The following is an 11,638-nucleotide window of genomic DNA, read 5'->3' on the forward strand; positions in this document are numbered from 1 at the left end:
CGTGCCGTCATGAGGCGCCACCGCACCGAACTGACGATTCACTCGCTGACACTCGCTCATGTGCCTTCCCCCGTCCGGAGCGCGATGGCCTCGCCGACGTCGCCTCTGTCGGGCCGGGCCCGGCCGTCCAGGTCGGCGATCGTCCAGGCGAGCCGGATGACACGGTCGAAGCCGCGGGCGGAGAGCGAGCCGGAGTCGAGCCGGGCCCGCAGGTCGGCGGTGTCCCCGGCGGGTAGCCGCCACGGCGACCGGCGCAGGTACGGCCCGGGAATCTCGGCGTTGAGCCGTCGGCCCAGCGCGGCCCAGCGTCGGGCCGCCGCCTGGCGGGCCGCGACCACCCGTGCGGCGACCACCGTGGAGGACTCGTGGGCGGCCGTCTCCATCAGCTCGGCCGCGCGCATCGGCGGCAGCCGTACCTGTAGGTCGATCCGATCGAGCAGGGGGCCGGAGAGCCGGCCAAGGTAGCGGCGACGGGCCAGCGGAGCGCACTCACAGCGGTCGTCCCCCGCCGGATTCGCGCACGGGCACGGGTTCGCGGCGATCACCAGCTGTGCGTTGGCCGGATATTCGGCGCTGCCCCGGCTGCGGGTCAGCAGCACCCGGCCGTGCTCCAACGGCTGGCGCAGCGCCTCCAGCGCCGGCTTGCCGAACTCGGGCGCCTCGTCGAGGAAGAGCACCCCACGGTGGGCGAGCGAGATCGCACCGGGACGGGCCAGCCCCGGCCCGCCGCCGACGATGGACGGAACGGTCGCGGTGTGATGGGGGGCCTGGAACGGCGGCCGGCGGATCAGCTGGCCGCCGGCCGGCAGCAGGCCCGCGATCGAGTGCAGCGCGGTGACCTCCAACGCGGCGTCGTCGTCCAGCGCCGGCAGGATCGACGGCAGGCGCTCGGCGAGCATGGTCTTGCCGGCGCCCGGCGGACCGATCAGCGCCAGATGGTGCCCACCGGCGGCGGCCACCTCCAGAGCCCGCCGGCCGAGGCCCTGCCCGGCGACGTCGGCCAGGTCCGCTCCGGGCGCGGTCGGGGGCGGGGCGTCGGTCGGCGGTTCGAGCAGCGGCTCGCCGTCGCGTACGAAGCCGACCAGACGGTGCAGGGTGTCCACGCCCCGAACCCGCACCCCGGGCACGACGGCGGCCTCGGCGGCGTTGCCGACCGGCACGATCACCCGTTCGACGCCGGCCTGTGCCGCCGTGGCGACCATCGGCAGTACACCCCGGACCGGTCGCACAGTGCCGTCCAGGCCCAGCTCACCCAGGACCACCACCCCCTCCAGCGGCAGCAGCGGCAACTCGCCCGAGCCGCCGAGCAGCGCCACCGCGATGGCCAGGTCGAACGCCGAGCCGTACTTCGGCAGGGTGGCCGGCAGCAGGTTGAGGGTGATCCGCCGGTTGGGCCACCGCTGGCCGGAGTTGACCACCGCGGCGCGGACCCGGTCCCGGGCCTCGTGCAGGGCGGTGTCGGGCAGCCCGGAGATGACCACCCCGGGCAGCCCGGCGGCGAGGTCCGCCTCCACCTCCACCAGGTGGCCGGTCACCCCGACCAGGCCGACACAGAGCACTCGGGCGTAGCTCATCAGAACGCGCCCTTGAGGTGCTCGACGCGGGCCCGGCCGATGCGGGGCAGCAGCACCGAGATGACGTCGAAGCGGACCTCGTCGACGGTGGTGCCGGTGGCCGCCAGCCAGGCGGCGGCGAGCCTGCGCAGCCGGCGTGCCTTGCGTCGCACCACGGCCTCCGCGGGCGTGCCGAAGCTCGTGGTGCGGCGCGTCTTCACCTCGCAGAAGGCGAGCACCGGCCCGTCCCAGGCGATGATGTCGATCTCTCCAGAAGGGCAGCGCCAGTTCCGGGCCACCGGCCGCAGTCCCGCCTCGATCAGGTGTCGGACGGCACACCGTTCGCCGTACCCGCCGACCGCCTGGTTCCGCTTGGTCATGACCGGAACCCTGGTCCGTGCGCGGCGCGCAGGCGACCCGGTCGGCCCAACCTGTGGACGACCGACGGTGCTGTGGACGAACACACGATCATGCCCGAATGTGCTAGGCCCTGTGTCGAAGTCCCCGGCCGCCTGGCCGGATCGTCGTCTGGATTCCGCCTCGGCTCGACTGCGGATTTCGACACGGGCCGGGGCGACGAATCCGCCTCTTACTCTCCGTACCCGGTCGAATTGGCCTGATGGCCTCTGGCCTGGTCCGGGGCCGGATGGCGGCCGGCTGGCCGGTCGCATACGGTGCCGGGCGTGGATGGACGACGCAGCTTTGCCGATGATCAGGAGTCGCGCTGGTACCCGGGCGAACGCGACCGTGGCTACGGCGATCCGGAGTGGGGTGGCGCGGCGGAGGCGCGCTACCGCGACGACGAGCCGCGAGTGGCTCCCGAGCAACGGAGCGATGACGACGACCGGTACGCCTCGCCGCGACGCTTCGGGCCGACCGACCCGCTCGGTGACTCGCCGCTGGAGACCGAGCGTTACCGGGCATCGCGGGCGCGGCGTGCCGAATCAGGAGATCCGGAGGTCTCCGGCGAACTGCCCGCTGATCGTCCCGGTCGCCGCGCCGCCCGGGAGGCGAGCCCGACCCCTGGCGCGGATCCGCTGGCCGGCGACCCGATCCGGTCGGCGTCCCTGGCTGGCGACCCGATCCGGTCCGCGCCCCTGGCCGGTTATCCGATCGTCGGGACCAAACGGGAGTCGGAGCCGGCGAGCCCGCTGGAGCAGCCGACCGGGCCGATACCGCCGGTGACCCTCCGGAGCGACCTGCCGGCGGGGGAGGCCGGGTCCGGGTACCAGGTCGGTGCGCCGGCCGGGCTGCCGGTCGGCGACGGGGTCTACCGGACCCGGCGGCCGGTGCTCGCCGTGCTCTTCGCCGCGCTGGTCGTGATCTTCGAGGTGCCGGCCCTGCGGGTGCTGTTGCACGGGGCGACCGCGGATCCGGTCTCCGCCGCCGACGTGCTGGTGGGCACGTTCCTGGTCTGCGGTCTGCCGATCTTCGCAGCCGGCCTGTACGGGCTGCGGACCACCGGGTTCTCGCTGACCGACGGGGCACGGGGCTGGCTGCGGCCGCCGACCGCGTACCTGACCGTGGGTCTGGCGCTCTTCCTCGTCGCCGCCCTCGCCGCCGGCTGAGCTGACCCGGCCGCCGACGGGCGAGCCGTCGCGTCACGCCGGTCGGCACCCCGAGGTGTTAACAGGGGGCCCTTTCTCTACACGAGGCGTTAAGAGGGGGCCCTTCCTTACACCCGGAGGTGGGGTGGTGGGGGGAGCGCGTACACTGGTCGACTGGCGACCGCCGTCGGCGGTCGACCTCGCGTGCCTTTTCCACGAGTCGTCGTGGGGCGGCGGCCTCCCTGGTCCCGACCTGGTCGGGCCCATCATGGCCGGCGTCCGGGCACCAGGCGCCCGGCCGCCGGCCGGGCGAGACAACCAGGGACCGCAAGGAGTACGAAACCATGGCCGTCGTGACCATGCGTCAGCTGCTGGAAAGTGGTGTTCACTTCGGGCACCAGACCCGGCGCTGGAACCCGAAGATGAAGCGCTTCATCTTTACCGAGCGTAACGGCATCTACATCATCGACCTGCGCCAGACCCTCGACTACATCGAGAAGGCGTACGACTTCGTGCGCAACACGGTGGCCGAGGGCGGCAGCATCCTCTTCGTCGGCACCAAGAAGCAGGCCCAGGAGGCGATCTCCGAGCAGGCGACCCGGGTCGGCCAGCCGTACGTCAACCACCGCTGGCTCGGTGGCATGCTGACCAACTTCCAGACGGTGTACAAGCGGCTCCAGCGGATGAAGGAGCTGGAGGCGCTGGGTGACCTGAGCGGCACCGCCGCCGGTTACACCAAGAAGGAGACCCTGCAGCTCTCCCGCGAGAAGATCAAGCTGACCCGCACCCTGGGTGGCCTGCGGGACATGCAGAAGCTGCCGGCCGCGATCTGGGTGGTCGACACCAAGAAGGAGCACATCGCCGTCGACGAGGCCCGCAAGCTGGGCATCCCGGTGATCGCCGTGCTCGACACCAACTGCGACCCGGACGAGGTCGACTTCCCGATCCCGGGCAACGACGACGCGATCCGTTCGGCCGAGCTGCTGACCCGGGTCGTCGCCGCCGCCGTCGCCGACGGCCTGATCGCCCGTTCCGGTCGTCGCCGGGGCGGCGACGAGAAGCCGGAGGCGGGCGTCGCCACCGACGAGCCGCTGGCCGAGTGGGAGCGCGAGCTGCTGGAGGAGCCGAAGAAGGCGGCCGACGAGCAGGAGCCGGCCGAGCAGCCGGCGGCCGCCGCCGGGCAGTGATCTCCGCCGCCGCCCGGCCACCGTCCGTTTCGCTGATGGTGGCCGGCGGCGGGTAGGCAGGGCACGAACCTCCCGGAATCGGGTAACCGTCACCCCAGACCATTCCATCGCAGTCTCAATACCGAAGAGAGAGCCATGTCCCAGATCACCGCCGCGGATGTCAAGAAGCTCCGCGACCTGACCGGCGCCGGCATGATGGACAGCAAGAAGGCCCTGACCGAGGCCGAGGGCGACTTCGACAAGGCCGTCGAGATCCTGCGCGTCAAGGGCGCCAAGGACGTCGGCAAGCGGGCCGGGCGCACCACCGCCAACGGCCTGATCGCCCACTCCGGCCAGGCGCTGCTCGAACTCAACTGCGAGACCGACTTCGTCGCCAAGAACGACGCCTTCATCACGCTGGCCCAGCAGCTGGTCGAGCACGGCGAGCGCTCGGGCGTGAGCACCGCCGAGGAGCTGCTCGCCAGCGAGCTCGACGGTCGTACGGTGGCCGACCTGGTCCAGGAGCAGTCCGCCAAGATCGGCGAGAAGCTGGTGCTGAACCGCTTCGTCAACCTCGACGGCACCGTCGCGGTCTACCTGCACCGCAAGGCCCAGGATCTGCCCCCGGCGGTCGGCGTGCTGGTGCAGTACACCGGCAAGAGCGACGAGGCGGGCGACGCCGACGCGCGCGGTGCGGCCATGCAGATCGCCGCGATGCGCCCGCAGTACCTCACCCGGGACGAGGTGCCGGCCGAGGTCGTCGAGTCCGAGCGGCGCATCGCCGAGCAGACCGCCCGCGAGGAGAACAAGCCCGAGGCCGCCCTGCCGAAGATCGTCGAGGGCCGGGTCAACTCCTTCTTCAAGGACTTCGTCCTGCTGGAGCAGTCGTCGGTCACCGACAACAAGAAGACGGTGAAGCAGGTGCTGGCGGAGGCCGGCATCGAGGTCACCCGCTTCGTGCGGTTCGAGGTCGGCCAGGCCTGAGCCGCCCGCCGGGCGCGCACGCCGCGCCCGTGGGCTGAGCAACCACGAGACGAGGAGGCCGCCGGTGTACGCGATACGCACCGCGGCCTCCTCGTCCCATAAGGTCGGCAACGGCAGGTACGCGCACCCGGGCGCGTCGGTGGGGGAAGGACGGGCGGATGACGCAGGTTGTGAGTGAGCGGACGCTGGCGGCGGACGATCCGACGGCGCCACCGCCCGGTCGGGCCCGACGGGTGGTGCTGAAGCTCTCCGGTGAGGTGTTCGGCGGCGGTGCGATCGGCGTCGACCCGGACGTGGTCCAGGCCATCGCCCGGCAGATCGCCACCGTGGTCCGCCGGGGTGTCCAGGTCTCCGTGGTGGTCGGCGGCGGCAACTTCTTCCGGGGCGCGGAGTTGCAGAAGCGCGGCATGGACCGGGCTCGGGCGGACTACATGGGCATGCTCGGCACCGTGATGAACTGCCTCGCCCTCCAGGACTTCCTGGAGAAGGAGGGCATCGAGACCCGGGTGCAGAGCGCCATCACGATGGCCCAGGTCGCCGAGCCGTACATCCCGCTGCGGGCGATCCGGCACCTGGAGAAGGGCCGCGTGGTCATCTTCGGTGCCGGGGCGGGCATGCCCTACTTCTCCACCGACACGGTGGCCGCCCAGCGCGCGTTGGAGATCCACGCGGACGTGGTGCTGATGAGCAAGAACGGCGTCGACGGCGTCTACACGGCCGACCCCCGGATCGACCCGAGCGCCAGCAAGTTCGACTCGATCACCTTCTCCGAGGTGCTGCGCCGCAACCTCCGGGTCGCCGACGCGGCCGCCTTCAGCCTCTGCATGGAGAACGGCCTGCCGATGCTGGTCTTCGGCGCGCAGGGCGACGACACCATCGTCCGGGCGGTGGGCGGCGAGAAGATCGGCACGCTGATCACCACCTGAGTTGACCGCCGACGGTGATCTCGGCGGTCCCGGTGACCCGACAAGCCCACGACGAGCACAAGAAGGAGGCGAGGAGAGCGGTGATCGACGACACCCTCCTCGAGGCCGAGGAGAAGATGGAGCGTGCGGTCGAGCACGCCAAGGAGGAGTTCGGCGCCATCCGCACCGGTCGCGCCAATCCGGCCATGTTCTCCAAGATCATCATCGACTACTACGGCAGCCCGACGCCGCTGACCCAGATGGCGTCGGTGGGCATCCCCGAGCCGCGGATGGCCATCATCAAGCCGTACGACAACTCGCAGATCAACGCCATGGAGAAGGCGATCCGCGACTCGGACCTCGGGGTCAACCCGAACAACGAGGGCAACCAGCTGCGCATCCTGCTCCCGCAGATGACCGAGGAGCGCCGCCGCGACATGATCAAGGTCGCTCGCCACAAGGGTGAGGAGGCCAAGGTCGCCATCCGCAACATCCGGCGCAAGGGCAAGGAAGAGCTGGACCGCCTGGTCAAGGACGGCGAGGTCGGCGAGGACGACGGCCGGCGCGCGGAGAAGGAACTGGACGACCTCACCCAGCGCTACGTCGGCCACGTGGACGAACTGGTCAAGCACAAGGAAACCGAGCTTCTGGAGGTCTGAACCTCCCCCACCCCGATCTCCTCCCGCCCGCGTTGATCATGAAGTTGCCGCCCGCGATGCCGGCGCGTCGTGGCGACAACCTCGTGATCAACGCGGGCGGGGGTGGGTACTGGTAGGTCCTGTCGGGCGGGTGGGTGCAGTAGGCTCGGCACGATTCCCGGCGACCCGGCGATGAACGGTGGGGATCGGCCAGCCGACGGGCCGGCAAATCAGACGGAGCGCCTCGCGCGGGTTGGGGATGGTAGTGGCAGTGCGTCAAGTGGTGGATCTCGTACCGCTCTCGTCCGGTGCGTGATGTCCCACCTCGACCCCTACGGCGGCGCCGAGGCCCGTGGCTGGGACCGCCCGGACCACCCCGACCGGCCGACCCCGCTGCCCTGGCCGGAACCGGATCTCGAACCCGGCCCGTGGTCCCGGGACGCGCACCCCGGCGCTGAGCTGTACGCCGAGCCCGGTACCCGCCCCCGGCCGCAGCCCGACCGCCCGTACCCCCCGCATCCGCAGGAGCGGGGCGGCCCGGTCGACGCCGGCTTCGGCGGCCGGCGCGGCCCGTACGACGACCGCCCCCCGCGTGCCCCCCACGACGACCGTGACCCGCGTGCGCCCCGTGACGACCGTGACCGGCATGTCCCCCGGAACGACCGCGATCCGCGTGCGCCCTACGACGACCGGGGCCCGCGTGCGCCCCATGACGACCGGGACCGGCGCGGCCCTCAAAACGACCGCGACCCGCGTGGACCCCACGACGACCGTGACCGGGTCGCGCCTCACGACCGTGAACCGCGCGGTCCCCGCGACCGGGACCGGCGCGGCCCGCGCGACGACGACCGCGACCGGCAGGCCCGGTACGAGGACCGGGGCCGGCCTGGTCCGCCCGGCGGCGACCGGGGCCGGCCTGGTCCGCACGGCGGTGACCGGGACCGGCCTGGTCCGGGCGGCGGTGACCGGGACCAGCGTGGTCCGGGCGGCGGTGACCGGCGCGGCCCTTACGACGGCGGTCGGGAACGCTCCCCGGGCGGGGCGAACGGACGCCGCGACCTCGATCACGAGGACGCCCCCACGGCGCAGCTGGCGCCGGTGCGGGTCGGTGCCGGCCGGGACCACGACGACGCGCCGACCACCCAACTGGCCCCGGTACCGGCCGAGGACGCCCCGGAACCGGAGGCCGGGTCCGAGCCGGGCCGTCGCCACCGTGGCCGTCGCCGGGCCGGTGCCGGCCGTCCGGCCAGCCAGCCGGCGGCGACCCGGGCCGGACGGAACCTGCCGGCGGCCATCTCGGTCGGCCTGGGCCTGGGCGCCGTCGTGCTGTTGCCACTGTTTCTCTACCCCCCGGCGTTCCTCTTGGTGATCGTCGCGGCCTTCAGCGTGGGCATCTGGGAGATGTCCCGGGCGGTACGCCGTGGCGGCGCCGAGGTGCCACTGGTGCCGCTGATCGCCGGTGGGGTGCTCACCGTCTGCCTGGCCTGGTTCGCCGGCCTGGACGCGCTCATGCTGGGCCTGCTGGTCACCGTCGCGGGCGCACTGGTCTGGCGGCTCGGTGACGGCATGTCCGGCCTGCGGCGGGACATGACCGCGGCCACCCTGATCGCGGTCTACGTGCCGTTCCTCGGCGGCTTCGCCGCCCTGCTCGCGTCCTCCCCCGACGACGGGGCGCTGCGGGTGCTGGTGACCCTGGTCGCGGTCGTGCTCTCCGACACCGGCGGGTACGCGGCCGGGGCCAACTTCGGCAAGCACCCGATGGCGCCGACGATCAGCCCGAAGAAGTCCTGGGAGGGGCTGGCCGGCTCGGTCGGCGCCGCGGCGCTGGGCAGCGCCCTGCTGCTCTGGCTGCTGTTCGACGTGGCCCCGTGGTGGGGGGCCGTGTTCGGGGTGGCGGTCTCGGCCGCGGCGGTCCTCGGCGACCTCGCCGAATCCATGATCAAGCGGGATCTCGGCGTGAAGGACATGAGCAACCTGCTGCCCGGGCACGGCGGGCTGATGGACCGGCTCGACTCGATCCTGTTCGCCGTTCCGACCGGGTACCTGCTGCTCGTGGTCTTCGTGCCGGCGGTGAACTGAGGCATGGATCACGCCGGCGCAGCCGGGTCGCGGTGGCGGCCGGAGCGGTTCTGCCGCCTCCGGACGCGTGCGCTCCGAGCCGGGCGTGCCAGACTGGACGGGCCATGACGAGCCTGCCCCTGATCCCGGTCGACCCGGACGCGCCCGGTGCGCGCCGGGCCGCAATGCCACCGCAACACCTCGCCGACCTCGACCTGGCCGGCCGCAAAGCCCTGGTCGCCGGGCTCGGAGAGCCGGCGTTCCGGGCCCGGCAGGTGTCCACCCACTACTTCGGCCGGCTGGTACGCGACCCGGCACAGATGACCGACCTGCCGGCGGCCGCCCGGGAGCGCCTGGCCGACCAGCTGCTGCCCCGGCTGCTCACCCCGGTGCGGGAGCTGGCCTGCGACGACGGCGCGACCCGTAAGGCGCTCTGGCGACTGCACGACGGGTCGCTGGTGGAGAGCGTGCTGATGGGCTACCCGGACCGGGTCACCGTCTGCATCTCCAGCCAGGCCGGTTGCGGCATGGCGTGCCCGTTCTGCGCGACCGGCCAGGCCGGTCTGACCCGCAACCTCTCCACCGCGGAGATCGTCGACCAGGCGGTCTACCTGGCCGGCGTGGCCGCCTCCGGCGCGGTGTCGGGGTCGCCGCCGAGGCTGTCGCACGTGGTCTTCATGGGCATGGGGGAGCCGCTGGCGAACTACAACCGGGTGCTCGCCGCGATCCGCCGGTTGGTCGCGCCGGCCCCCGAGGGCCTCGGCCTGTCCCAGCGGCACATCACCGTTTCCACCGTCGGGCTGGTGCCTGCCATCCACCGACTGGCCAGCGAAGACCTCTCGGTGACTCTTGCGTTGTCGCTGCACGCCCCCGATGATGAGCTGCGCGACGAACTCGTGCCGGTCAACCAGCGCTGGAAGGTGTGCGAGGTGCTGGACGCAGCCTGGGCCTACGCGGCCCGCACGGGGCGTCGTGTGTCGATCGAATACGCGATGATCAAGGACGTGAACGACCAGCCGTGGCGAGCTGACCTGCTCGGGCGGCTGCTGGCCGGCAAGCTGGCCCACGTGAACTTGATCCCGCTCAACCCGACTCCGGGCAGCCGCTGGGACGCGAGCCCGAAGCCGGTCGAGCGGGAGTTCGTCCGGCGGTTGCGCGACGCCGGGGTGTCCACCACGGTGCGGGACACCCGAGGTCGCGAGATCGACGGAGCGTGTGGGCAGCTGGCCGCCGCGGAGGACAGTGGCACCGACCCGGTCGGGGGAGTCGGCGTGACCGGGCGTGGCGAACGAGACCAGGAGACATAGTGGCGAGTCAGGGTCAGCGTTTCCGGCGTAAGGCGCTCCGCCGGGGATACAAGGTTGACGAGGTGGACGCCTTCCTGGACCGGGTCGAGGCGACACTCGCGGGCCAGCCGGTCGGAGCTCCGGTGGCCTCGCAGGAGGTCCACGACGTCGTCTTCCGGGTTCGCTTCAACGGGTACGACGAATGGCAGGTCGACCTGCACCTCGACCGGGTCGAACGGCAGCTGGCCGAGCTGGAGGAGCGCGGCGCCGCCGGCCGGGCCGGCGACGGCCGGATGGGCCCGCCGGATCGGATGGGCCCGCCCATGCGCGACGACCGCGGGATGTCCCCGGTGCCGCAGCCGCCGATGCCACCCCGGCCGATGCCGGCGCAGGCCGGCCCGCCCTACGGCCGCTACGACGAGCCGACCGGCGCTTTCGCTGGCGGGTACGACGCCCCTCGCGGCGGCTACGACGCGCCGCGCGGCCCCGGCGGGCCGATGGGTCCCCCGGTGGCCCGATGGGCCACGGCGGCCTGCCGCCGCGCGGCCTGCCCGCCGGTCCGGGCGGCTACGGCCCGCCGGACGGCCCCGGTGGCTACGGCCCGCCGGATGGTCCCGGTGGCTACGGCCCGCCGGATGGTCCGGGCGGCTACGGGCCCCCGGACGACCAGCGCTTCGACGGGTTCGAGGCGGGCCGGCACGGCCGCGCCGACATGACCACGGAGATGCGGGCCCTGCCGGACCGCGACCCGCGCCGGGGCCCGGCGGGGCCGCCCGGCATGCCGCAGCAGGCGCTCGGTGGGCCGCCGATGGGCGGGCCCCCGCCGATGGCGGGCCCGCCGGCGATGGCCGGCTCGTCGATGGGTGGGCCGCCGATGGCCGGGCCGCCCGGCAGCGACCTCTACCGGGTGGACCAGATCCGGCGCAGCTTCCAGGTCCGCCGGTTCGGCAGCGGGTACGACCCCGACCAGGTGGACCGGTTCTTCGAGACTCTGCTCGGGGGCATGTCCGGGCGTAACCAGATGCCGGTGAACCCGAAGGATCTGGACACGCTGCGTTTCGGGCTGGTGCAGGGCGGCTACTTCGAGGCCGAGGTCGACGCCGCGCTGAAGAACGTCCAGGACATCCTCTTCGGCCGCTGAGACCCGACGGTCCGGCCGCTGACACGACGCCGAGGGCCCGCTCCCGGGATCGGGGGCGGGCCCTCGGCGCGGTCGGGTCAGGAACGCAGGCCGTTGCGGCGCAGCACCACGTCGCCGAGCACGATGAGCAGCAGGAGCGCGGCCAGGCCGATCAGCCAGATGTCCTCGACCCTGCCCTCGTGGTTGCCGCAGAGCATGGCCAGCAGCACGAGCGCGGTGGCTACCGCACCGATCCGCCCGGCCTTCCGATGCCCGGGCTTGTGCTGGTCTGGCGAAGTTACCGGCTCGCTTCCCGCCACTGTCGGTCCTTCCTCGCGTTCGGATCTCCGGCTAGTCTGGCACGCCCCCCACGCGGGGACC

The 11,638-nt window shown here is 72.8% G+C and carries 9 protein-coding genes and 2 pseudogenes; 8 read left to right on the forward strand and 3 right to left on the reverse strand.

Annotated features, from left to right (window positions below; genetic code table 11):
• Window positions 1-56: 56 nt before the first annotated feature.
• Both ACQPYA_RS07790 and ACQPYA_RS07795 read right to left on the reverse strand, forming a co-directional pair.
• Complete coding sequence (locus ACQPYA_RS07790) at window positions 57-1,574, reverse strand: YifB family Mg chelatase-like AAA ATPase (RefSeq protein ID WP_433531959.1); 1,518 nt, start codon at window positions 1,572-1,574, stop codon at window positions 57-59.
• Window positions 1,574-1,933: a YraN family protein gene (locus ACQPYA_RS07795; protein WP_433531960.1), complete on the reverse strand. Its 360-nt coding sequence runs from the start codon at window positions 1,931-1,933 to the stop codon at window positions 1,574-1,576. The genes ACQPYA_RS07790 and ACQPYA_RS07795 overlap by 1 nt, the downstream gene beginning before the upstream one ends.
• A 303-nt stretch (window positions 1,934-2,236) precedes the next feature.
• Here ACQPYA_RS07795 and ACQPYA_RS07800 point away from each other — a divergent pair, with 303 nt between their 5' ends.
• The 8 genes and pseudogenes from ACQPYA_RS07800 (at window position 2,237) to ACQPYA_RS07835 (ending at window position 11,278) form a co-directional block, all read left to right on the forward strand.
• Complete coding sequence (locus ACQPYA_RS07800; RefSeq protein ID WP_433531961.1) at window positions 2,237-3,121, forward strand: hypothetical protein; 885 nt, start codon at window positions 2,237-2,239, stop codon at window positions 3,119-3,121.
• A 323-nt stretch (window positions 3,122-3,444) separates the two neighbouring features.
• A complete protein-coding gene (gene rpsB / locus ACQPYA_RS07805; RefSeq protein ID WP_433531962.1) occupies window positions 3,445-4,287 on the forward strand; it encodes a 30S ribosomal protein S2 in 843 nt (280 codons plus the stop codon).
• A 135-nt stretch (window positions 4,288-4,422) separates the two neighbouring features.
• Complete coding sequence (gene tsf, locus ACQPYA_RS07810; protein WP_433531963.1) at window positions 4,423-5,250, forward strand: translation elongation factor Ts; 828 nt, start codon at window positions 4,423-4,425, stop codon at window positions 5,248-5,250.
• Window positions 5,251-5,408: 158 nt separating this feature from the next.
• Window positions 5,409-6,176, forward strand: coding sequence for a UMP kinase (gene pyrH, locus ACQPYA_RS07815; RefSeq protein WP_433531964.1), 768 nt, complete (start codon window positions 5,409-5,411; stop codon window positions 6,174-6,176).
• 80 nt (window positions 6,177-6,256) lie between these two features.
• Window positions 6,257-6,814, forward strand: coding sequence for a ribosome recycling factor (frr, locus tag ACQPYA_RS07820; RefSeq protein ID WP_433533411.1), 558 nt, complete (start codon window positions 6,257-6,259; stop codon window positions 6,812-6,814).
• 786 nt (window positions 6,815-7,600) lie between these two features.
• Window positions 7,601-8,872, forward strand: a pseudogene (locus ACQPYA_RS07825) (phosphatidate cytidylyltransferase); the annotation flags it as partial.
• A gap of 104 nt (window positions 8,873-8,976) precedes the next feature.
• Window positions 8,977-10,158, forward strand: a complete 1,182-nt coding sequence (gene rlmN / locus ACQPYA_RS07830; RefSeq protein ID WP_433531965.1) for a 23S rRNA (adenine(2503)-C(2))-methyltransferase RlmN — start codon at window positions 8,977-8,979, stop codon at window positions 10,156-10,158.
• A pseudogene (locus tag ACQPYA_RS07835) lies at window positions 10,158-11,278 on the forward strand (DivIVA domain-containing protein). The gene rlmN and the pseudogene ACQPYA_RS07835 overlap by 1 nt, the downstream one beginning before the upstream one ends.
• Before the next feature lie 77 nt (window positions 11,279-11,355).
• Here the strand turns inward: ACQPYA_RS07835 and ACQPYA_RS07840 are convergent.
• A complete protein-coding gene (locus tag ACQPYA_RS07840) occupies window positions 11,356-11,577 on the reverse strand; it encodes a DUF2631 domain-containing protein (RefSeq protein ID WP_433531966.1) in 222 nt (73 codons plus the stop codon).
• Window positions 11,578-11,638: the final 61 nt, after the last annotated feature.

This window comes from Micromonospora sp. CA-263727 (assembly GCF_050942455.1).
Classification (GTDB): Bacteria; Actinomycetota; Actinomycetes; order Mycobacteriales; family Micromonosporaceae; genus Micromonospora.

What these genes read in the sequence shown, in the direction of transcription:
- tsf (WP_433531963.1), top strand. Translation starts at nt 4,423, where the DNA reads ATGTCCCAGATCACCGCCGCGGATGTCAAGAAGCTCCGCGACCTGACC.
- ACQPYA_RS07795 (WP_433531960.1), bottom strand. Translation starts at nt 1,933, where the DNA reads ATGACCAAGCGGAACCAGGCGGTCGGCGGGTACGGCGAACGGTGTGCC.
- rpsB (WP_433531962.1), top strand. Translation starts at nt 3,445, where the DNA reads ATGGCCGTCGTGACCATGCGTCAGCTGCTGGAAAGTGGTGTTCACTTC.
- rlmN (WP_433531965.1), top strand. Translation starts at nt 8,977, where the DNA reads ATGACGAGCCTGCCCCTGATCCCGGTCGACCCGGACGCGCCCGGTGCG.
- ACQPYA_RS07790 (WP_433531959.1), bottom strand. Translation starts at nt 1,574, where the DNA reads ATGAGCTACGCCCGAGTGCTCTGTGTCGGCCTGGTCGGGGTGACCGGC.
- pyrH (WP_433531964.1), top strand. Translation starts at nt 5,409, where the DNA reads ATGACGCAGGTTGTGAGTGAGCGGACGCTGGCGGCGGACGATCCGACG.